Origin of the sequence: Streptomyces sp. NPDC001536, from assembly GCF_042894505.1 — a bacterium.
In the GTDB taxonomy this organism is placed as follows: Bacteria; Actinomycetota; Actinomycetes; order Streptomycetales; family Streptomycetaceae; genus Streptomyces.
In genome coordinates this window covers 266787-285988 of record NZ_JBIAVQ010000001.1, presented here as the reverse complement: position 1 = coordinate 285988, position 19202 = coordinate 266787, and the positions used below count along the sequence as shown (strand labels likewise).

Annotated in this window: 21 protein-coding genes; 7 read left to right on the top strand and 14 right to left on the bottom strand. The window is 71.3% G+C overall.

What is annotated here, in order from left to right; all coding sequences use genetic code 11:
* Positions 1-131: 131 nt before the first annotated feature.
* Positions 132-398 carry a hypothetical protein gene (locus ACFY0U_RS01380; RefSeq protein ID WP_388628455.1) on the bottom strand — a complete coding sequence of 89 codons (267 nt, stop codon included), beginning with the start codon at positions 396-398 and terminating at the stop codon, positions 132-134.
* Between the two features lie 47 nt (positions 399-445).
* Positions 446-1378 carry a LysR family transcriptional regulator gene (locus ACFY0U_RS01375; RefSeq protein ID WP_388628452.1) on the bottom strand — a complete coding sequence of 311 codons (933 nt, stop codon included), beginning with the start codon at positions 1376-1378 and terminating at the stop codon, positions 446-448.
* Between the two features lie 49 nt (positions 1379-1427).
* Between ACFY0U_RS01375 and ACFY0U_RS01370 the strand changes: the two genes are divergently transcribed.
* Both ACFY0U_RS01370 and ACFY0U_RS01365 read left to right on the top strand, forming a co-directional pair.
* Positions 1428-2237 (top strand): NAD(P)-dependent oxidoreductase, encoded by an 810-nt coding sequence (locus ACFY0U_RS01370; RefSeq protein WP_388628450.1) that lies wholly within the window; start codon positions 1428-1430, stop codon positions 2235-2237.
* A complete protein-coding gene (locus tag ACFY0U_RS01365; RefSeq protein WP_388628447.1) occupies positions 2234-2635 on the top strand; it encodes a RidA family protein in 402 nt (133 codons plus the stop codon). The genes ACFY0U_RS01370 and ACFY0U_RS01365 overlap by 4 nt, the downstream gene beginning before the upstream one ends.
* Here the strand turns inward: ACFY0U_RS01365 and ACFY0U_RS01360 are convergent.
* Positions 2607-3188: a TetR/AcrR family transcriptional regulator gene (locus tag ACFY0U_RS01360; protein ID WP_388628444.1), complete on the bottom strand. Its 582-nt coding sequence runs from the start codon at positions 3186-3188 to the stop codon at positions 2607-2609. The genes ACFY0U_RS01365 and ACFY0U_RS01360 overlap by 29 nt on opposite strands.
* 102 nt (positions 3189-3290) lie before the next feature.
* Between ACFY0U_RS01360 and ACFY0U_RS01355 the strand changes: the two genes are divergently transcribed.
* Complete coding sequence (locus ACFY0U_RS01355) at positions 3291-5729, top strand: glycoside hydrolase family 3 protein (RefSeq protein ID WP_388628442.1); 2439 nt, start codon at positions 3291-3293, stop codon at positions 5727-5729.
* Between the two features lie 70 nt (positions 5730-5799).
* Here the strand turns inward: ACFY0U_RS01355 and ACFY0U_RS01350 are convergent, their stop codons facing one another.
* The gene (locus ACFY0U_RS01350) at positions 5800-6771 is read right to left on the bottom strand and encodes an aldose epimerase family protein (protein ID WP_388628439.1); all 972 of its coding nucleotides are present in this window, start codon (positions 6769-6771) and stop codon (positions 5800-5802) included.
* Between the two features lie 15 nt (positions 6772-6786).
* The gene (locus tag ACFY0U_RS01345; RefSeq protein ID WP_388628436.1) at positions 6787-7689 is read right to left on the bottom strand and encodes an SGNH/GDSL hydrolase family protein; all 903 of its coding nucleotides are present in this window, start codon (positions 7687-7689) and stop codon (positions 6787-6789) included.
* Positions 7690-7967: 278 nt separating this feature from the next.
* Here ACFY0U_RS01345 and ACFY0U_RS01340 point away from each other — a divergent pair, with 278 nt between their 5' ends.
* Positions 7968-8462 (top strand): DUF3145 domain-containing protein, encoded by a 495-nt coding sequence (locus ACFY0U_RS01340; protein WP_388628433.1) that lies wholly within the window; start codon positions 7968-7970, stop codon positions 8460-8462.
* A gap of 66 nt (positions 8463-8528) precedes the next feature.
* Here the strand turns inward: ACFY0U_RS01340 and fabF are convergent, their stop codons facing one another.
* The 5 genes from fabF to fasR all read right to left on the bottom strand — a co-directional run bounded on the left by fabF (position 8529) and on the right by fasR (position 13427).
* Positions 8529-9800 carry a beta-ketoacyl-ACP synthase II gene (gene fabF, locus ACFY0U_RS01335; protein ID WP_388628430.1) on the bottom strand — a complete coding sequence of 424 codons (1272 nt, stop codon included), beginning with the start codon at positions 9798-9800 and terminating at the stop codon, positions 8529-8531.
* A gap of 77 nt (positions 9801-9877) precedes the next feature.
* Positions 9878-10126: an acyl carrier protein gene (locus ACFY0U_RS01330; protein WP_019067091.1), complete on the bottom strand. Its 249-nt coding sequence runs from the start codon at positions 10124-10126 to the stop codon at positions 9878-9880.
* Between the two features lie 79 nt (positions 10127-10205).
* Complete coding sequence (locus ACFY0U_RS01325) at positions 10206-11201, bottom strand: ketoacyl-ACP synthase III (protein ID WP_388628426.1); 996 nt, start codon at positions 11199-11201, stop codon at positions 10206-10208.
* Positions 11202-11217: 16 nt separating this feature from the next.
* Positions 11218-12132, bottom strand: a complete 915-nt coding sequence (locus ACFY0U_RS01320; protein WP_388628423.1) for an ACP S-malonyltransferase — start codon at positions 12130-12132, stop codon at positions 11218-11220.
* Between the two features lie 89 nt (positions 12133-12221).
* Positions 12222-13427 carry a fatty acid biosynthesis transcriptional regulator FasR gene (gene fasR / locus ACFY0U_RS01315; RefSeq protein ID WP_388628420.1) on the bottom strand — a complete coding sequence of 402 codons (1206 nt, stop codon included), beginning with the start codon at positions 13425-13427 and terminating at the stop codon, positions 12222-12224.
* A 74-nt stretch (positions 13428-13501) separates the two neighbouring features.
* On the opposite strand from fasR, the gene ACFY0U_RS01310 reads away from it, so the two are divergent.
* Positions 13502-14152: a pirin family protein gene (locus tag ACFY0U_RS01310; RefSeq protein ID WP_388630378.1), complete on the top strand. Its 651-nt coding sequence runs from the start codon at positions 13502-13504 to the stop codon at positions 14150-14152.
* On the opposite strand, the gene ACFY0U_RS01305 is transcribed toward ACFY0U_RS01310, so the two are convergent.
* Together ACFY0U_RS01305 and ACFY0U_RS01300 are read right to left on the bottom strand one after the other, a co-directional pair.
* Positions 14149-14964 carry a serine hydrolase domain-containing protein gene (locus tag ACFY0U_RS01305; protein ID WP_388628417.1) on the bottom strand — a complete coding sequence of 272 codons (816 nt, stop codon included), beginning with the start codon at positions 14962-14964 and terminating at the stop codon, positions 14149-14151. The genes ACFY0U_RS01310 and ACFY0U_RS01305 overlap by 4 nt on opposite strands.
* 19 nt (positions 14965-14983) lie before the next feature.
* Entirely contained in the window at positions 14984-15454 is a 471-nt protein-coding gene (locus ACFY0U_RS01300; RefSeq protein WP_388628414.1) for a GNAT family N-acetyltransferase, read from the bottom strand.
* Between the two features lie 96 nt (positions 15455-15550).
* On the opposite strand from ACFY0U_RS01300, the gene ACFY0U_RS01295 reads away from it, so the two are divergent.
* Complete coding sequence (locus tag ACFY0U_RS01295) at positions 15551-16021, top strand: MerR family transcriptional regulator (protein ID WP_388628411.1); 471 nt, start codon at positions 15551-15553, stop codon at positions 16019-16021.
* A complete protein-coding gene (locus ACFY0U_RS01290; RefSeq protein ID WP_388628408.1) occupies positions 16018-17034 on the top strand; it encodes an aldo/keto reductase in 1017 nt (338 codons plus the stop codon). Before ACFY0U_RS01295 ends, ACFY0U_RS01290 begins: the two co-directional genes overlap by 4 nt.
* A gap of 25 nt (positions 17035-17059) precedes the next feature.
* On the opposite strand, the gene ACFY0U_RS01285 is transcribed toward ACFY0U_RS01290, so the two are convergent.
* Both ACFY0U_RS01285 and ACFY0U_RS01280 read right to left on the bottom strand, forming a co-directional pair.
* A complete protein-coding gene (locus ACFY0U_RS01285; protein WP_388630375.1) occupies positions 17060-17923 on the bottom strand; it encodes a DUF4429 domain-containing protein in 864 nt (287 codons plus the stop codon).
* 66 nt (positions 17924-17989) lie between these two features.
* Complete coding sequence (locus tag ACFY0U_RS01280) at positions 17990-19201, bottom strand: alpha/beta hydrolase (protein WP_388628405.1); 1212 nt, start codon at positions 19199-19201, stop codon at positions 17990-17992.
* Between the last annotated feature and the right edge of the window lies 1 nt (position 19202).

Genomic DNA, 19202 nt, shown 5'->3' with positions numbered 1-19202 from the left:
CCACACCGAGGACACCAATGCGAACACGTAGGGAATTCAAGGGAGTTCAGCCTTCCGTCGCCGTGGGGAGCGTGCTGGTGCCGACGGCGGAAGTATGCGTGACAGAAGTGGTCCACGCCATGGGGTGTGACTCAGGAGGGGCTCATCAGCGCGATCAGCGCGAGCGCGGGGAGCACCTGGAAGACGGCCGCTCCCCACAGCCGGGCGAGCAGCAGCGCGACACCGATGACCGCGACCACGGCGCACGCCGTGCCCAGCTCCGTCATCGGCGGCTCGTACGGCTCCTCGTTCCAGCTCGCCGCCCACCCGCTCCACCCGGCGGCCCACCATCCGTAGGCCACGACAAGGAAGTTGACCGGCAGCAGCGCGAGCACGGTGATGGTGTTCTTCGCCCTCATGGCGCCATCCTCGCCGGAAGGGGACCGAGCCGCCTGAGTATCCGTACCTACCCCGGGATCCGCCCCGCCGCCTCCCGCAGCACCCCCACGAACGCCTCCACCGCGGGCGCCGGCGCCCGCCCCCGTGCCGTCGCCGCGTACACCGCCCGGGCCGGCGCCCCCTCGTCCACCACCGGCAGCAGGGTGACGTCCGGTCGTACCGACTCGGCCGCGAGCGCCGGGACCAGCGTCACGCCGAGGCCCGCGGCGACGTAGCCCTGCTTGGCGGTCCACTCGGCGACGACGTGGGCGACGCGCGGCCGGAAGCCCTGGCGCAGGGCCGCGTCCAGCAGGGTGCCCTCCGGGCGGGCGCTGCCGGAGATCCAGTCGGCGTCGGCGAGTTGACCGAGCCGGACCGGGCCGCCGTCCGCCAGCGGATGCGCGGCCGGGACGGCGACGTACAGGGACTCGTCGAGGAGATGGTGGAGGTCGTACGACTCCAGCGGCGCGCCGCCCGTCGTGGACACCACCGCCAGGTCCAGATGCCCGGCGGCGAGCCGGTCCAGGAGGGCGGGGGTGAACCCCTCCTCGCGGGAGACCCGGACGCGCGGATGGCGGGCCCGGAAGGCACCGAGCGCGTGCGGCACCAGCGCCGCGTCGGCCGTGGCGAACGCCCCGAACCGCAGCCGCCCGCCGGCCACTTCGCGCAGCGCCGCCAGCTCGCGCCCGGCCCCGTGCAGCGCCTCGACGACGGCCTCCGCGTGCGGTACGAGGACCCGGCCCGCCTCGGTGAGCCGTACGCCCCGCGGCAGCCGGTCGAAGAGCGGCGCCCCGCCGAGCGCCGACTCCAGCGAGGAGATCTGCCGGGACACCGCGGACTGGGTCCAGCCGAGGGTCCGCGCGGCGACCGTGAAGGAACCCTGGCGGGCGACTTCGAGGAAGGCGCGCAACCAGACGGTGGAGAGGTCCGGCGACTCATGCGGAGAGGGCATGACACTCATGCTAGACATTCGCTTGTCGCATCACAGGCGTGGACCTAGCGTCGACGCCATGGAGCACATCGCATTCCTGGGCCTCAGCCACATGGGCGCCCCCATGGCCCGCCGACTCCTCGCCGCCGGCCACCCGTTGACCGTCTGGAACCGCACCGCCGAGAAGGCGGGACCGCTCGTCGCCGAGGGCGCCGCACTCGCCGCCTCCCCGGCCGACGCCGTCCGGGACGCCGACGTCGTCGTCACCATGCTCGCCGGCCCGGACGCGCTGGACGCGGTCGCCCAGGCCGCCGCGCGAGCCCTGCGGCCAGGCACTCACTGGATCGAGATGTCGACCGTCGGCCCGGACGCCCTGCGCCGCCTCGAAGCCCGACTCCCCGAAGAGGTCACCCTCGTCGACGCCCCCGTCATGGGCAGTACCGACAAGGCGGCCACGGGCACCCTCGGCATCCTCGCCGGAGGCGACGCGACCGGCGTCGAGCACGTCCTCGCCCACCTCGGCAAGGTCACCCGCACGGGCCCCCTCGGCTCGGGAGCCGCACTCAAGCTCGTCCTCAACTCGGCGGTCATCAGCGGGATCGCGGTGGTCGCCGAGGCCCTGCGGCTCGCGGACGCCCTCGGGCTTCCGGACACCGTCGCCCGCACCGCCCTCGCGAACGGTCCCCTCGCCGGAGCCGTCGCCCGCGCCTTCGCCGAGGACGCGCACTTCGACGCGACCCTCGCGGTCAAGGCCTCGACCTGGCCACGAAGGCGGCCCGACTGCCCGCGATCGAGGCCGCGTTGGAGCACTACCGCCGCGTCGCGGCACCTGGAGAGGACATCTCCGAGGCCGCGGCCCGCATCCGCACCAGCTGAAGGAGCCGCATGAAGGTCACCATCGACAACCCCGCCTCCGCACCCCAGCCCCTGAGCCCCTACTACTCCCAGGTCGCCCGGGTCGAACAGGCCGACGGCAGCGCCCTGTTGTTCGTCTCCGGCCAGATCGCCGAGGGGGAGACGCTCGCCGAGCAGAGCCGAGGCGTCTTCGAGACGATCGACGCCCTGCTCAAGGCCCACGGCGGCACCCTCGCCGACATCATCAACATCCGCACGTACCTCACCGACATCGACAGGCTCCAGGAATACGGCGCCGTACGAAGGGAGTTCCTCACCGGCACCCCACCCACCAGCATGACCTTCGAGGTGCCGAAGCTGTTCCGGCCGGAGGCGCGGATCGAGGTCGAGGTCGTCGCCGCCGTCAGTCCGGGTTCTCGCCCAGCAGCCTGAGGAAGTCCCGGAACGCCCCCGGCATGTCCACCGACTCCGGGCCGAGCAGCCACTGGTACTGCAACCCGTCCATGACCGCCACCAGCAACGGCGCCGTGCGCTCGGGCGTCAGCCCGTTCGGCAGCCGCTCCCCGTACTCGGCCCGCAGCACCGTCGCCATGCTCTCGCGCACCTGCGCGTAGCGCTCGGTGAAGTACGCGCGCGCCGGATGCCCGTCCGTCACACTCTCGCCGAGCAGTGCCGAGAAGGTCTGGATGATGTTCGGCCGCATCGCGTTGTACTCGACGAGCGAGGCGAGCAGGTCGATCCGCCACCGGGTGTCCGGCACCGCGTCCCACTGGTCGCGCTCCTTGAGCACGGCGACCAACAGCGCTTCCTTCGTGGGGAAGTGGTGCAGCAACCCCTGCTGGGTGAGCCCGACGCGCTCCGCGACGGCGGCGAGGCTCGCCCCGCGGTAGCCGCGCTCGGCGATCACCTCCAGGGCCGCCCGGACGATCTCCGCGCGCCGCTCCTCGCTCCTGACCCTGGCGTTCATGGGGTCACCGTACGGCATGACCGTATGCCAAATATAACGGCAAGGTAACGAAACCTACCGGTCTACAGGTAACGGGTGCACGATGAGGGAACGGCACGCACCCGAAACCAGGAGGACCCCATGGCGGGCACCCACTCCACCCCGGCGGACCAGGCGCGCGAGGCCGCCGTGGAGGCGGCCCTCGGCAAGCTCGACCTGGACGCGAAGGCCCGGCTGCTGGCCGGCCAGGACATGTGGACGCTGCCCGCCCTGCCCGAGATCGGCCTGGAGTCCCTCGTCATGTCCGACGGGCCGATCGGTGTCCGAGGGGTGCGCTGGACCGCCGACGACCCCTCGATCGCGCTGCCCTCCCCGACCGCCCTCGGCGCCACCTGGGACCCCGAGCTCGCCCGCCGCGCCGGCGCGCTGCTCGCCCAGGAGGCCCGCCGCAAGGGCGTCCACGTCCTGCTCGCCCCCACCGTCAACCTGCACCGCTCCCCGCTCGGCGGCCGCCACTTCGAGGCCTACAGCGAGGACCCGTACCTCACGGGGCTCATCGGCGCGGGCTATGTGCGGGGCGTCCAGTCCGGCGGAGTCGGCACCACCGTCAAGCACTTCGTCGCCAACGACGCCGAGACCGACCGCTTCACCGTCAACAACGTCGTCTCCGAACGCGCCCTGCGCGAGCTGTACCTGCGCCCCTTCGAGCTCATCGTCGAGAACGCCCGCCCCTGGGGCATCATGACCGCGTACAACCAGGTCAACGGCGTCACGATGACCGAGCACCACCACCTCGTGAACGAGATCGCACGCGGCGAGTGGGGCTTCGACGGCTACAACGTCTCCGACTGGATGGCCGCCCGCTCCACGAAGGGCGCCATCGAGGGCGGCCTCGACGTCGCCATGCCGGGCCCGCAGACCGTGTACGGCGAGGCGCTTGCCCAGGCCGTGCGCGACGGTGAGGTCGACGAGACCAAGGTCGACGAGGCCGTGCGGAACGTCCTCCGGCTCGCCGCCCGCGTCGGCGCCCTGGAGAACGCCGAGCCGGTCGTCACCGAGCTCCCCGACACCATCGACGGCGAGGCCCTGGCCCGCGAGATCGCCCGCCGCGCCTTCGTCCTGGTCCGCAACCAAGGCGCCCTCCCGCTGAAGCCCGGAAGCGTCGCCCTCATCGGCGCCGCCGCCCGCGACGCCCGCGTCCTCGGCGGCGGCTCCGCCACCGTCTTCCCGCCCCGGACCGTCTCCCCGCTCGACGGCCTCACCGCGGTCCTCCCCGACCTGACGTACGCCGTCGGCGCCGACCCCAACACCGAACTCGCCGTCGCCGACAAGGGGTTCACCCTGCGGGCCGTCTGCCGTGACCGCGACGGCAATGTCCTCGGCACCGGCAACGCCCCCAACGGCCAGATCCAGTGGATGGGCGACGACCTCCCCGACGGCGTCACCCACGACACCCTCCACACCATCGAGCTGACCGGCACCTTCACCCCGCGCGACAGCGGCACCCACACCTTCGGCGTCAAGGGCGTCGGCGCCTTCACCCTCACCGTCGACGGCACGACGTACTACGACGACCTCCAGCTCCCTGCCGACACCAGCGACCCCTTCGAGGCCTTCTTCGGCTCCCCGGTGCCCCGCGGCGAGGTCGAACTGACCGCGGGCCAGCCGGTCGAGGTCTCCCTCACCTACGTCTTCCAGCTCCCCGAGGGCATCCCGTTCAAGGCCATCGCCTTCGCGCTCGCCCACCAGGAGCCGCGGCGCGACGCCGACGAGCTGATCGCCGAGGCCGTCGAGACCGCCCGGAACGCCGACACCGCCGTCGTCGTGGTTGCCACCACCGACCGCGTCGAGTCCGAGGGCTTCGACCGCAGGGACCTCGCCCTGCCCGGCCGGCAGGACGACCTGGTCCGGGCCGTGGCCGCCGCCAACCCCAACACCGTGGTGGTCGTCAACTCCGGCTCCCCGGTCGAACTGCCCTGGCGCGACGAGGTCGCCGCCGTCCTGCTCAGCTGGTTCCCCGGCCAGGAGGGCGGCGCCGCCCTCGCCGACGTCCTCACCGGCGCCCACGAGCCCGGCGGCCGCCTCCCCACCACCTGGGGCTCCCTGGACGCCGCCCCGGTCACCCAGGTGACCCCCGCCGACGGCGAACTCCCGTACACCGAGGACGTCTTCATCGGCTACCGCGCCTGGGCGAAGGAGGGCCGGACCCCCTCGTACCCCTTCGGCCACGGCCTCGGCTACACCGACTGGACCTATGAGTCCGTCGAGGTGGAGGGCACCACGGTCCGCGTCCGCCTCCGCAACTCCGGCGAGCGCGCCGGCCGCGAGGTCGTCCAGGTCTACCTCGCCCCGGCCGAGCCCGGCGACCGCCCCGAGCGCGTGCTGGCCGGCTTCGCCGGAGTCGAGGCCGCTCCCGGCGAGAGCGTCGAGGTCGCTGTCGAGATCCCGCGCCGCGCCTTCGAGACGTGGACCGAGGGGGAGGGGACGGAGGGGAAGTGGTCGTTTGTGAAGGGTTCGTACGAGATCCAGGTGAGCCGTTCGATCACGGACCGCCGCCTCACCACCACGGTTAACGTCTGACCCGGGACGAGTCTCCCCACAGAGCAGCCCCGGTCCGGGACCTGACACCCGGGCCGGGGCTTGTGCCGTTCTAACGGACCGCGAACGCGTACACCGTCTCCGACCGGTACACCTCGCCCGGCCGCAGCACCGTGCTCGGGAACTCCGGCCGGTTGGGGGAGTCCGGGAAGTGCTGGGTCTCCAGCGCGACACCCTCGCACGGCATGAAGGGCTCCTCCAGATGGTCCGCGGTGTACAGCTGGAGGCCCGGCTCGGTGGTGGACACCGTCAGCACCCGCCCGGTGGAGGGGTCGTGCAGCTCGGCGACCTCGACCGGCGTCCGCGTCAGCCCCTTGTCGAGCACGAAGTTGTGGTCGTACCCCGGGCCCACCTTCCGGCTCTCCCGGAAGTCGAAGCGCCCGCCGGTCACGTCCTGGAGCACCCCGGTCGGGATCAGATCCGCGTCGACCGGCGTGAACCGGGAGGCGGCGATCCGCAGTTCATGGCCACCCGCGTTCCCGGAACCGGCCAGGTTGAAGTAGCTGTGGTTCGTCAGGGCGAGAACCGTCGGCGCGTCCGTCACCGCCGCGTACGCGATCCGCAGCGCACCGTCCGCGTCCAGCGTGTACGTCGCCGAGACCTCAAGGCGCCCCGGGAAGCCCTCCTCGCCGTGCGGGCTGACCCGGGAGAGCCGGATGCCGTGCTCGACGGGCACCACGTCCCACACCCGCTTGTCGAAGCCGCGCTCGCCGCCGTGCAGGGAGTTCGGCGCGCTGTTGGGCGCCACCGCGTACGTCACCCCGTCCAGCGGGAAGCGGCCGCCCGCGATCCGGTTCGCGTACCGGCCGATCAGCGCGCCGAAGTAGGGGCCGGTGTGCGTGACATACCCGTCCAGATCCGCGAACCCCAGCACCACGTTCCCGGCGCTTCCGTCCCGGTCCGGGACCTCGGCGGACTGCACGATCCCGCCGTACGACAGCACCCTGACCCGCACGCCGGCCCGCTCCAGCGTCCAGCGGTGGACCGGGGTGCCGTCGGAAAGTGTGCCGAAGAGTTCGTTCATGTTCAAAACTCTAGGTCACGCCTTCTTCGCCGTGACCTCCCGGTAGGCGATCTCGGCGAGCCTGGCCTGCCCGTTCACACTCGGGTGGAACCAGTCGATATGGCTCAGCTGGTCCGTGCCGAACCGGAACTCGTACACCGCGCCCCCGTCGAAGCGGCACCGCTCGTCCTTGGCGCAGACCTCCTCCAGGACCTTGTTGTACGCCTCCACCCGGTCCTGCACGGTGTCACGCCGCTCGGTCGCCGCCGTGTCCACGGCGTCCGCGTCGCCGAGCATCGAGGGGCAGATCCCGAGCTTCCACACCTGCTTGCCCATCGGGTTGGTGCGCCCCTGGGACCACAGCCGCTTCAGGTTCGGCACGCTGGCCACGTACACCTGCGCCTTCGGTGCCGTGTCGCGCAGGGTGCGCATCGCGTCCTCGAACTGCGCCCGGAAGTCGGCCACGGACGTCATCGCCGAGGTGGAGTCCCGGCACGCGTCATTGGCCCCCGCCATCACCGTCACCAATCCCGGCTTCTTCGCCGCGGCCTGGGCCATCTGCCCGGCCAGATCGGTCATCCGCGCCCCGCTGACCGCGTAGTTCCAGCTGTGGGAGGCCGCCTTCGCCGACCCCAGCAGCCGTACGGCGAGACTGTCCACCTCGGTGCTGCTGCCGGTCGCCCAGGAGGCCTCCGGGCAGTCCTGGAGGAGCGAACAGGCGTCGAAGGCGCGGGTGATGGAGTCGCCCACGGCGGCCAGCGAGGACGGGCTGGAGTCCCAGGCGGGCGTCGTCGGGCTGGGGGAGGGCTTCGCTCTCTGCGCCCCGGTGCCGGACGGCGCCGGTTCACTGCCCCCGACGGCGTCACAGCCGGCGGCGCCCAGGACGGCCGCCGTCACGACGGCGAGAACGGCACGCGAGCGGTGCCTGCGCTTCCGCATCCCCTGGTGATCCCCTCGGTCGGCATGCAATCCCCTGCGAACTTCGTCCCCCTCCCTACCAACGCACGGGAGTTCCCGACCTTCACCACCCTCCGCCGTGCAACGGCTCACACCCGTACTAGCGTCCTGCCGGGTGAATGGCGGGCGTTTCAGGGCACCGGGACCGACGGTACGTCACACTCCTTGCGCCGCCGCACGGTAGCCTCGCCATCAACGTGGCTGCCGCCACCACCGTTCCGTCCATTCGCACAATGGTCCCGCTCTGCCCGGAGGTCCCGGTGACGACACGTGGAGTTCTGTACGTGCACTCCGCGCCGCGCGCGCTGTGCCCGCACGTCGAGTGGGCCGTCGCCGGGGTGCTCGGCACACGCGTCAACCTCGACTGGATCCGGCAGCCGGCGGCCCCCGGCACCTGGCGCTCGGAGTTCTCCTGGAAGGGCGAGGTGGGCACGGCGTCCAAGCTGGCGTCGGCCCTGCGCGGCTGGCACCTCCTCCGCTTCGAGGTGACGGCCGAACCCTGCCCCACCGCCGAGGGCGAGCGCTACAGCTGCACCCCCGACCTCGGCATCTACCACGCCGTCACCGGCATCCACGGCGACATCCTGATCCCCGAGGACCGCCTGAGAGCAGCCCTGACCCGCTCACAGGCCGGCGAGACCGACCTGGAGTCCGAGATCGCCAAACTCCTGGGCAAGCCGTGGGACGACGAACTGGAGCCGTTCAGGTACGCGGGAGAGGGCGCCCCGGTCCGCTGGCTGCACCAGGTCGTCTAGGAATCCGGACATGCCGAAGGGCCCCCACCGACCGGTGGGGGCCCTTCAGTTGCGTACGGAGGTCTCTCAGACCGTACGGAACGCCAGCACCACGTTGTGCCCGCCGAACCCGAACGAGTCGTTCAGTGCGGCGATCCGGCCCTCGACGGGCAGCTTGCGCGCCTCGCCGCGGACCACGTCGGCGTTGGCCTCCGCTTCCGGGTCGAGGTTCTCCACGTTGATGGTCGGCGGAGCGAGCCGGTGGTACAGGGCGAGGATCGTCGCGACCGACTCCACACCGCCGGCACCGCCCAGCAGATGCCCGGTCATGGACTTCGTACCGGAGACCGCGAAGTGGTCGGCGTCGTCGCCGAACACCTTGCGCAGCGCCTTCAGCTCGGCCACGTCACCGGCCGGCGTCGAGGTGGCGTGCGCGTTGACGTGCACGATCTCGGCCGGGTTCAGGTCGGTGTTGTCGAGCAGGTTCTGCAGGGCGTGGGCGATACCGCGGCCCTCCGGCTCGGGCTGCACGATGTCGTGGCCGTCGGCGGAGATGCCCTGGCCGACCGCCTCGGCGTACACGCGCGCACCGCGCTTGGCGGCGTGCTCCGCGGACTCCAGGACGATCACACCGGCACCCTCGCCGAGGACGAAGCCGTCGCGCGCGGTGTCGTAGGGACGCGAGGCGCCCTGCGGGTCGTCGTTGTTCTTGGACATCGCCATCATGTTGCCGAACGCGGCGATCGGCAGCGGGTGGATCGCCGCCTCCGTGCCGCCCGCGATGACGACGTCGGCGCGGCCGGTGCGGATCATCTCGATGGCGTAGCCGATGGCCTCGGCGCCCGAGGCGCACGCGGAGACCGGGGTGTGCACACCCGCGCGGGCGCCCACGAGAAGACCCACGTTGGCGGACGGGCCGTTCGGCATGAGCATGGGGACGGTGTGCGGGGAGACGCGGCGGACGCCCTTCTCCTTGAGCACGTCGTACTGGTCGAGCAGGGTCGTGACGCCACCGATGCCGGAGGCGATGACCGCACCGAGGCGGTCGGCGTCCACGGCACTGTCCTCACCGGCCTTGCCGGTGAAGCCCGCGTCGGCCCACGCCTCCTGGGCGGCGACCAGCGCGAACTGCGCCGACCGGTCCAGGCGCCGGGCCTGCGGCCGCGGGATGACCTCGGTCGGCTCCACGGCGACGGGCGCCGCGATACGGACGGCCTGGTCGGCCGCCCACTCCTGCTCCAGGGGCTTCACGCCGGACTTGCCGGCGACCAGACCCTCCCAGGTAGAGGCTGCGTCGCCACCCAGCGGTGTGGTTGCGCCGATACCGGTGACGACCACGGTGCGATTGGTCGGGCTCACGGGAAATCTTTCTCCAACGATTACGAGGATTCAGCGGCGCCACCGCCGGGTGGCGGGGCAATGGACTGATCCGGGGATCAGCCCTGGTTCTTCAGGATGTAGTCGGTGGCGTCGCCGACCGTCTTGAGGTTCTTGACGTCCTCGTCCGGGATCTTGACGTCGAAGCGCTCTTCGGCGGCGACGACGACCTCGACCATGGACAGCGAGTCGACGTCCAGGTCGTCGGTGAAGGACTTGTCCAGCTGGACGTCCTCGACCGGGATGCCGGCGATCTCGTTCACGATGTCGGCGAGACCGGCGACGATCTCTTCCTGAGTGGCGGCCATGTGAGGCGCTCCTTCGTTGTTTTCCAGAGGGTTGGCAGTGCGTTCCGGGCCGGACCGTTGCTGATCCGGCACGGAGTGCCTAGGGGAGGGTAACGACAGTCGCGGCGTAGACGAGACCCGCCCCGAAGCCGATGACGAGCGCGGTGTCGCCGCTCTTCGCCTCGCCGGTCGCCAGGAGCCGCTCCATCGCGAGCGGGATCGAGGCGGCCGAGGTGTTGCCGGTGGTGCGTACGTCACGCGCGACCGTGACGGACTCCGGCAGCTTGAGTGTCTTCACCATCGAGTCGATGATCCGCTCGTTGGCCTGGTGCGGAATGAAGACGTCCAGTTCGTCCGCGGTGATACCGGCGACGTCCAGCGCCTCCTTGGCGACCTTCGCCATCTCGAAGACGGCCCAGCGGAACACCGCCTGGCCCTCCTGCGTGATGGCGGGGAACTTGCCCGTGCTGTCGTACTCGGTCCACGGCACGGTCTGCTTGATCGTCTCGGACTTGTCGCCCTCGGAGCCCCACACGGTCGGGCCGATGGCCGGCTCCTTGGAGGGGCCCACGACGACCGCGCCGGCACCGTCACCGAACAGGAAGGCCGTGGCCCGGTCCTCCAGGTCGGTCAGGTCCGACAGCCGCTCGACGCCGATGACAAGCACGTACTCCGCCGAGCCCTCGACGACCATGCCCTTGGCGAGGGTCAGGCCGTAGCCGAAGCCCGCGCAGCCGGCCGAGATGTCGAAGGCGGCGGCCTTGTTGGTGCCCAGCTTGTCGGCGATCTCGGTCGCCACGGCCGGGGTCTGCTTGAAGTGCGAGACGGTCGAGACGATCACGCCGCCGATCTGCTCGGCGGAGATCCCGGCGTCGGCGATCGCCTTGCCGGACGCCTCGATCGACATCGCGGCGACGGTCTCCTCGTCGCTCGCCCAGTGCCGGGTCTCGATGCCGGAGCGTGAGCGGATCCACTCGTCGGACGAGTCGATCGTCTCGAGGATCACCTCGTTCGGCACGACCCTCGTCGGGCGGTAGCCACCGACACCGAGGATGCGCGCGTACGGGGCGCCCTTGCTGGGCTTGATCTTCGACATTGCTCCAGGCTCCTTCTCAGGCACTGTGCTCGGCGATGAGCTCGCGAGCAGCGTCGAGGTCGTCGGGGGTCTTCAGGGCCAGCGTCTTCACACCGGGCAGCGCGCGCTTGGCGAGACCGGTGAGCGTACCGCCGGGGCACACCTCGATCAGGGCCGTGACACCGAGCTCCTTGAAGGTCTCCATGCACAGGTCCCAGCGGACCGGGTTGGCGACCTGGCCGACCAGGCGCGAGAGGACCTCGGCGCCGGTGGCGACGGTCTGCCCGTCCTTGTTGGAGACGTAGGTGAGCGTCGGGTCGGCCGGGGCCAGATCGGCGGCGGCCTTGGCCAGCGCGTCGACCGCGGGAGCCATGTGGTGCGTGTGGAAGGCGCCGGCCACCTTCAGCGGGACGACCTTGCGGACACCCTCGGGCTTGTCCTCGTTCAGCTCGGCGAGCTGCTCCATGGTGCCGGCGGCCACGATCTGACCGGCGCCGTTCACATTGGCCGGGGTCAGCCCCAGCTTCTCCAGGTGCGCGACGCTCACCTCGGGGTCGCCGCCGAGCAGCGCCGACATCCCGGTCTCGGTGATCGCGGCGGCCTCGGCCATGGCCAGCCCGCGCTTGCGTACGAGGGTCAGCGCGGCGCTGTCGTCGAGGACACCGGCGAACGCGGCGGCGGTGATCTCACCGACGCTGTGGCCCGCGACGGCGCCCGGGGTGACGGCACCGAGTGCCGAGGCGGACAGGATTCCGGCGGCCACCAGCAGCGGCTGGGCCACCGAGGTGTCACGGATCTCGTCCGCGTCGGCCTGGGTCCCGTAGTGGGCGAGGTCCAGGCCGATGGCGTCCGACCACGCGGCGACGCGGTCGGCGGCACCGGGGAGTTCGAGCCAAGGAGTCAGGAAGCCGGGCGTCTGGGCGCCCTGGCCGGGAGCGACGAGTACGAGCACTCTCACACTCTCTCTTGGGGACGGGCACGGCCGCCCGTGGGGACAGGGACGAAGAACACGAGGGGGTTTTGTGGGCCCCCGACAAAAGCCTAGAGCTGGAGATCCCCGTCGACCAGACGCCCCAGGATGAGGGCGATCCGCAGCGTGAACGCGGAACGTACATCGGAGGGTGACCAGCCGGTGACGTCAGTCACACGTCGAAGCCGGTAGCGCACGGTGTTGGGATGGACGAAGAGCATCCGGGCGGCGCCTTCGAGACTGCTCGCCTGTTCGAGATAGACCGAGAGCGTCTCCAGGAGAGCTGAACCGGCTTCCTCCAGTGGTCTGTAGATCTCCTCCACCAGTTGCTCGCGCGCGCTCGGGTCACCCGCGATGGCGCGCTCCGGAAGCAGATCGTCCGCCAGGACCGGGCGCGGGGCGTCCTGCCAGGCGGTACAGGCCTTGAGCCCCGCCGCGGCGGCCTGCGCGGAGCGGGTGGCGGCCAGCAGATCGGGTACGACGGGCCCGGCGACCACGGGTCCCGCGGCATAGGGCCCGATCAGCGACTTGGCAACCGCGAGCGGGTTGTCGCTGCCGCCGGCGATCACGACGAGCCGGTCCCCGAGGACCCCGGTGAGCACCTGGAGCTTGGCGTGCCGGGCGGCCCGGCGGATCGCCTCGACGGTCAGCTCGGAGTCACCGTCGGGCGCGGTGCCGAGGACGACACACACATGTTCGGGCGCGTTCCAGCCCAGCGCGGCGGCCCGGGAGACGGCCCCCTCGTCGGCCTCACCGCTGAGCACGGCGTTGACGACGAGTGATTCGAGCCGGGCGTCCCAGGCACCGCGTGCCTCCGCGGCCTGGGCGTAGACCTGGGCGGTGGCGAAGGCGATCTCGCGGGCGTAGACGAGCAGGGCCTCGCGCAGGATGGACTCGTCACCGGGCGCGGCCACCTCGTCGATGGCGGACTCCATGACCTCGATGGTGGTCCGCACCATCTCCACGGTCTGCCGCAGCGTGATGGCCCGGGTCAGCTCGCGCGGAGCGGTGCCGAACACATCGGTGGAGATCGCCTGCGGGGCGTCGGGATGCCGGAACCACTCGGTGAACGCGGCGATACCGGCCTGCGCGACCAGCCCGATCCAGGAACGGTTCTCCGGGGGCATGGCCCGGTACCACGACAGCGTCTCGTCCATCCGCGCGATGGCCTGCGCGGCCAGGGACCCGGACGACTTCTCCAGCCGCTTCAGGGTCGCCGAGTGCGGATGGGAGTCACGTGCGAAGGCTTCGGTGTTGCTGGCTTCGGGTTCGGGCACGGGGACAAGACTGCCTTATCCGGACGTGAGTGCGCTCCGCCGGGTACCGGGTGAGGGCTACGGTGGGGTCCGTGATGGACGTACGGCGCGCCGCTGAGCGCTATCCAGGGGGCGATCCGGCGACCGGGATCGAGTCGTTCCACGCCTTCTCCTTCGGCCCGCACTACGACCCCGACAACCTCCGGTTCGGCGCGGTGATCGCCTGCAACGAGGAGCGGCTCGCTCCGGGCGCCGGGTTCGACGAGCACCCCCACAGCCACACCGAGATCGTGACGTGGGTGGTCGAGGGCGAGCTCACCCACCGCGACTCGACGGGCCACGAGACGACGGTCCGGCCCGGCGACGTGCAGCGCCTCAGCGCGGCCGCGGGCGTACGCCACGTCGAGCGCAACGCCGGCGACACCCCCCTGACCTTCGTGCAGATGTGGCTGGCCCCGCTGACCCCGGGCGGCGACCCGTCGTACGAGATCGTCCGCGGCATCGCCGACTCCACGCCGTACGCGGTCCCGGAGGCGGGATCGATGCTCCACGTACGGCGCCTGGTTCCGGGCGAGCGCACGGCGGTGCCGGACGGACGACACCTGTACGTCCATGTCGTACGCGGCGAAGTACGCCTGAACGGCGAGGAGTTGCAGCCGGGCGACGCGGCCCGCATCACGGACGCCGAGGGCTTGGACGCGGTGGGGGTGACGGCGGCGGAGCTGCTGCTGTGGGAGATGGCCTAGAGCTCGGCGAGTACCGCGTCCGTGAACGCGGGCCACGCCTCGACGGCCCACGGACCGAAGGCGCGGTCGGTCAGGGCCACGCAGGCCGCGCCCGCGGCGGGGTCGATCCACAGGAACGTGCCGGACTGGCCGAAGTGCCCGAAGGTGCGGGGCGAGGACGAAGAGCCCGTCCAGTGCGGGGACTTGGAGTCGCGGATCTCGAAGCCGAGCCCCCAGTCGTTGGGGTTCTGGTGGCCGTAGCCCGGCAGGACACCCTTGGTGCCCGGGTACTGGACCGTCATCGCCTCGGCGACCGTACGGGGGTCCAGGAGACGCGGGGCCTGGACCTCGGCCGCGAACCGGACCAGATCCTCGACCGTGGAGACCCCGTCCTTGGCCGGCGACCCCTCCAGCGACGTCGACACCATGCCCAGCGGTTCCAGCACGGCCTGCCGCAGATACTCCGCGAACGGGATGTCCGTCGCCTTGGCGATGTGATCGCCCAACTGCTCGAACCCGGCGTTGGAGTACAGCCGCCGCTCACCGGGCGGGGCCGTCACCCGGTGCTCGTCGAAGGCGAGGCCCGAGGTGTGCGCCAGCAGATGCCGCACCGTCGACCCCGCGGGCCCGGCCGGCTCGTCGAGCTCGATCGCCCCCTCCTCGTACGCGACGAGCGCCGCGTACGCCGCGAGCGGCTTGGTGACCGAGGCCAGCGGGAAACGGTGACCGGCAGGCCCGTGCGTACCGAGCAGGGTCCCGTCGGCCCGTACGACGGCCGCGGCGGCGGTCGGAACCGGCCAGTTCTCGATCAGGGCGAGGCTCTTCAGCGACATGCCGTCGAGACTATGCCGGTCACAGTGCCAGCCGCATCGAGGGGTCCGGCTTGCGGACGAAGCCGAGGGCGGCGTAGAGCGGCTCGGCCTCGGCGGAGGCGTTGAGGTCGACGTGGGCGGCGCCTTGCTCGCGCAGCCACGCCAGCAGTCCCGTCATGCACGCCCGCGCGTAACCGCGACGGCGGGCGTCGGGATCGGTCGCGACGCTGAAGACGTACCCGACCCGCCCCCGCGGATTGTCCGCCCGCCCGATCCGGTACTCCAGCGTCCCGACCGCCAGCGCCGCCAGCGCCCCGGGCCGCTCCGGGTGATCCACGACGAACGCCGCGAAGTCCCCGTCCGGATCCGCCAGCCGCTCCTTCAACACGGGGAGCGACTCGGCATGCCACCGTGTGGAAGCATCGGCACCGGCCACCGAGTTGATCATCACCTGCCGAAGCCGCAGCACTTCCCCGGCGTCCTCGGCCCCAGCACGTCGTACGACAGTCATGGCCCGCACGCTAGCCACCGCGCCCGGCCGACGTCCCGCGAATTCTTACCGGTTTCGCTTGCTTGGAGTGCACTCCAAGGCCATAGCGTTGAGGTCATGACGGTGATGGACACCACCACGACGGGTACCAGGACCGACAGCTGCAGCGCCCCGCCGCACCCGCACCGGCGCCCCCAGGGCCAGGACAGCTACACGATCAGCGAGGTCGTCGCCTTCACGGGGCTGACCGCGCACACGTTGCGCTGGTACGAGCGCATCGGCCTGATGCCGCACATCGACCGCTCGCACACCGGTCAGCGCCGCTACAGCAACCGCGACCTGGACTGGCTCGACTTCGTCGGCAAGCTCCGGCTCACGGGGATGCCGGTCGCCGACATGGTGCGCTACGCGGAACTGGTCCGCGAGGGCGACCACACCTTCGGCGAGCGCTTCGAACTGCTGGAGTCGACCCGCCGGGACGTCCTGACCCGGATCACGGAACTTCAGGACACCCTCGCGGTACTCGACCGGAAGATCAGCTTCTACGCCGACGCCGGTCACCGCTACGAAACGGAGAAGGCCGGATGACCGACAGCAGGATCCCGACCGCACGACTGGGCGCCGGCGGCCCCGAGGTGGGGGTGCAGGGCCTGGGCTGCATGGGCATGAGCTTCGCGTACGGGCCCACGGACGCCGGCGAGTCCCGGGCGACCCTGGAGCGGGCCCTGGAACTCGGCGTCACCCTCTACGACACGGCGGACGCCTACGGCGCGGGGGAGAACGAGAGGTTCCTCTCGCCGTTCTTCAAGGCCCACCGCGACGAGGTCGTCATCGCGACGAAGTTCGCCCTGTCGATCCCGCCGGACGACCCGACCCGGCGCGTCATCCGCAACGACGCCCCGTACATCCGCCAGGCCGTCGAGGCGAGCCTGAAGCGTCTCGACGTCGACGTGATCGACCTCTACTACATGCACCGGCGCGATGTGAACGTGCCGATCGAGGAGTCCGTCGGCGTCATGGCCGAGCTGGTGCGCGAGGGCAAGGTCAAGCACCTGGGCCTGAGCGAGGTCACCGGCACGGAGCTGCGTACGGCCCAGGCCGTCCACCCCATCGCCGCAGTGCAGTCGGAGTGGTCCCTGTTCAGCCGTGACATCGAGACGGGCGTGGTCCCGGCCGCCCGCGACCTCGACGTCGCCCTCGTCCCGTACTCCCCGCTGGGCCGAGGCTTCCTCACCGGCACCTTCGCCAACGCCGACAAGGACCTGACGGCCGACGACTTCCGCCGCCAACAGCCCCGCTTCACCGGCGAGAACGCCGCCGCGAACGTGGCCCTCCTGGACCCGATCCGCACGGTGGCCGAGGCCCACGGGGTCTCACTGGCCCAGGTCGCGCTGGCGTGGGTCCAGCAGCAGGCGCGGGTGCACGGCCTGTCGGTCGTCCCGATCCCGGGCACGAGGAAGCCGGGCAGGGTGGAGGAGAACGTGGCGGCCACAAGGATCGAACTCACGGAAGACCAGCTGGCGTTGCTGGAGCCGATCGCGGGCAAAGTGGCAGGCGACCGCTACGCGGACATGACGTTCACCTCCGCCGGACGCGAGTGAACTCACCTGTAATCGGCCACGCAGCTCAGAGCTCCGCCAGCAACTCCGCCTTCTTCACGGAGAACTCCTCGTCCGTGACAAGCCCCGCCTGGTGCAGCTCCCCGAGATGACGGATGCGCTCGGCGATGTCGGCCGGATCGCGCCTCGGCGCGCTGGCCGGCACCGCCGCGACCGGCCCGCGCTCCCGCACCGCCGCCAGCACCGCCGCGGCGAACGGCAACGACTCGTGCACCGGCCCGTATCCGAGCCCGAACACCACGGCGGCCGGGTCCTGGTCGGCCTGCACGGGCTGCCCGTCGGCGTCCCGCGGGATCAGCCGCAGATGCCCCTCGAACACCTCGGGGGACCGCCACTCCACCCCACCGAGGTCGGCGACCGGGAAACTCTGGTCGCCGGCCTTCCACTTCGCCGAGGACGCGCCCGTCCAGAACCACCGGAAGCGCACGGTCTTCCCGTCGAAGGACGCCTTCCCGTCGTACGCCTTGAAGGACAGCGGCACTTCGGGCGCCGGCACCAGAAACCGTTCGGCCGGCTCACCGTCGTCCGGCTTGAGCAGGCCACGCAACTCGTCGGCGTAGTACTCGGCGAGCACCTCCCGCTCGGCGGGCAGCACGAGGCGGTACGGATCGCACCCTTCCTTCAGCTGTCCCGCGGCCGCCTCCATCAGCGGGTCGGCGCCGGGGCGCGGCTCGGCCCGCAGCACCACGGTGCCGCGCCTGCCGGGGGTCAGGGTCACACCGGCGAGGGCCGAGAGGGGGATCCGTCGCTCTCCCAGGGACTGGAAGAGCTTGGGTGTTCGAATCCCTCGTTCGTAACGGATGAGCACGGAGTCGGACTCGAACTCCCAGGCGGCATGAAATCCGGCCAGTACGTCACCCATGCGGCTCATCGTATGCGGCACGAGCTCCTCCGTCGCCTCCCTGCGCAGACCGCAATTCCTGCGTCTCTACGCGCGTCAGCCCGCCACGGTGCCGGACAAACCGGCCCGGCAGGCGCCGTCATCCTTCGCACAGTGCACCGAGTCATATGCGCCGACGCCGATCTCGGCGAAGTTCAGCAGACTCTCGGTGCCCGGCTCGAAATAGCCGCTGTGCCCTTTCGCGTCCGCCGCCGAGAGCACCCGTGCCCCGAACGCGGAGGACACGGGATCGGCTCCATGGCCCAGGCCGCCGAGTTCCAGGTACGGCACGTCCTGGATCCAGTCGTCGGCGTCCCGCATCGCCCACACCTGGGCCGAGGTGTGCAGCTGGGCGGCGTTGGTGACCCGCATCCCGGGACTGCCGGCCACCGCGATGTCGGCCACCCGCTCCGGCAGGCTGTGCGCGGCGACACCGCACACCACCGAGCCGTAGCTGTGGCAGAACAGGGAGACGGGCGCGCTGCCGGGCAGCGCACGCACCAGTGCGTTCAGCCGGACGGCACCGCCCTCGGCGCGTGTCGCGGTCGCCGAGTCGAGGCCGAGGCCGCCGGGGGCGGTGTAGTCGGCCCAGGCGATGACGGCCGTACGCGTCGAGGGGCTCGCCGCCTTCTCCGCGGCGTACAGCGACTTGGCCATGCCGACCGGGGCCGAGTACTTGCGGTAGGTGCGCTGGAAGGTGAGCAGATCGGTGTCGACGCCGGGGACGACGACCGAGATCCGCTGCGCCTTGCTCAGATTGCCGAAGACCTCGGCGACCCGCCCGCTGCCCGCCGGGTCGAAGGCGAGGATCTTGCGCTTGGTGCTCATCAGCGCCTCGAAGCGGTGCATACGGTGCCCCGCCTGGCGTTGCCCGTCGGCCGAGAGCCTGATGTCGTGCATGCGTTTCAGCTCGACCTTGCGGGCCTGGCCGAGCGCGATGCGGTTGGCGCGGTAACGCAGCTCGACGGGGGCGCCGTTCATGTTGCCGACCGCGAGGGGATAGCGGTGGGCGAGCGTGGAGCGCTGCTGAGCGGTGAGCGAGGCGAAGAAGCGGGAGAGCGCGGCGGAGGTCGAGTCGTCCGGGTCGGGCAGCCGGTGTCCGGCTATCCGGCCGCGCTCCCAGGCGCTGAGCGAGCTCTGGAGCGGGGTCGAGTCGCGCTGGTTGCGCATGGCCGTCCAGCCGGTGGTCGCGAGCATCACGAACACCACGGCCAGCGCGAGCAGTGCGCGCCAGACGTTCAATTGGGGAGAGGTGTCGAAGGAAGTCACT

Excerpts from the sequence above, each read along its gene's own strand:
- ACFY0U_RS01380 (WP_388628455.1), bottom strand. The coding sequence starts at position 398 with ATGAGGGCGAAGAACACCATCACCGTGCTCGCGCTGCTGCCGGTCAAC.
- ACFY0U_RS01375 (WP_388628452.1), bottom strand. The coding sequence starts at position 1,378 with ATGAGTGTCATGCCCTCTCCGCATGAGTCGCCGGACCTCTCCACCGTC.
- ACFY0U_RS01370 (WP_388628450.1), top strand. The coding sequence starts at position 1,428 with ATGGAGCACATCGCATTCCTGGGCCTCAGCCACATGGGCGCCCCCATG.
- ACFY0U_RS01365 (WP_388628447.1), top strand. The coding sequence starts at position 2,234 with ATGAAGGTCACCATCGACAACCCCGCCTCCGCACCCCAGCCCCTGAGC.
- ACFY0U_RS01360 (WP_388628444.1), bottom strand. The coding sequence starts at position 3,188 with ATGCCGTACGGTGACCCCATGAACGCCAGGGTCAGGAGCGAGGAGCGG.
- ACFY0U_RS01355 (WP_388628442.1), top strand. The coding sequence starts at position 3,291 with ATGGCGGGCACCCACTCCACCCCGGCGGACCAGGCGCGCGAGGCCGCC.
- ACFY0U_RS01350 (WP_388628439.1), bottom strand. The coding sequence starts at position 6,771 with ATGAACGAACTCTTCGGCACACTTTCCGACGGCACCCCGGTCCACCGC.
- ACFY0U_RS01345 (WP_388628436.1), bottom strand. The coding sequence starts at position 7,689 with ATGCGGAAGCGCAGGCACCGCTCGCGTGCCGTTCTCGCCGTCGTGACG.
- ACFY0U_RS01330 (WP_019067091.1), bottom strand. The coding sequence starts at position 10,126 with ATGGCCGCCACTCAGGAAGAGATCGTCGCCGGTCTCGCCGACATCGTG.
- ACFY0U_RS01325 (WP_388628426.1), bottom strand. The coding sequence starts at position 11,201 with ATGTCGAAGATCAAGCCCAGCAAGGGCGCCCCGTACGCGCGCATCCTC.
- ACFY0U_RS01310 (WP_388630378.1), top strand. The coding sequence starts at position 13,502 with ATGGACGTACGGCGCGCCGCTGAGCGCTATCCAGGGGGCGATCCGGCG.
- ACFY0U_RS01305 (WP_388628417.1), bottom strand. The coding sequence starts at position 14,964 with ATGTCGCTGAAGAGCCTCGCCCTGATCGAGAACTGGCCGGTTCCGACC.
- ACFY0U_RS01300 (WP_388628414.1), bottom strand. The coding sequence starts at position 15,454 with ATGACTGTCGTACGACGTGCTGGGGCCGAGGACGCCGGGGAAGTGCTG.
- ACFY0U_RS01295 (WP_388628411.1), top strand. The coding sequence starts at position 15,551 with ATGACGGTGATGGACACCACCACGACGGGTACCAGGACCGACAGCTGC.
- ACFY0U_RS01290 (WP_388628408.1), top strand. The coding sequence starts at position 16,018 with ATGACCGACAGCAGGATCCCGACCGCACGACTGGGCGCCGGCGGCCCC.
- ACFY0U_RS01285 (WP_388630375.1), bottom strand. The coding sequence starts at position 17,923 with ATGAGCCGCATGGGTGACGTACTGGCCGGATTTCATGCCGCCTGGGAG.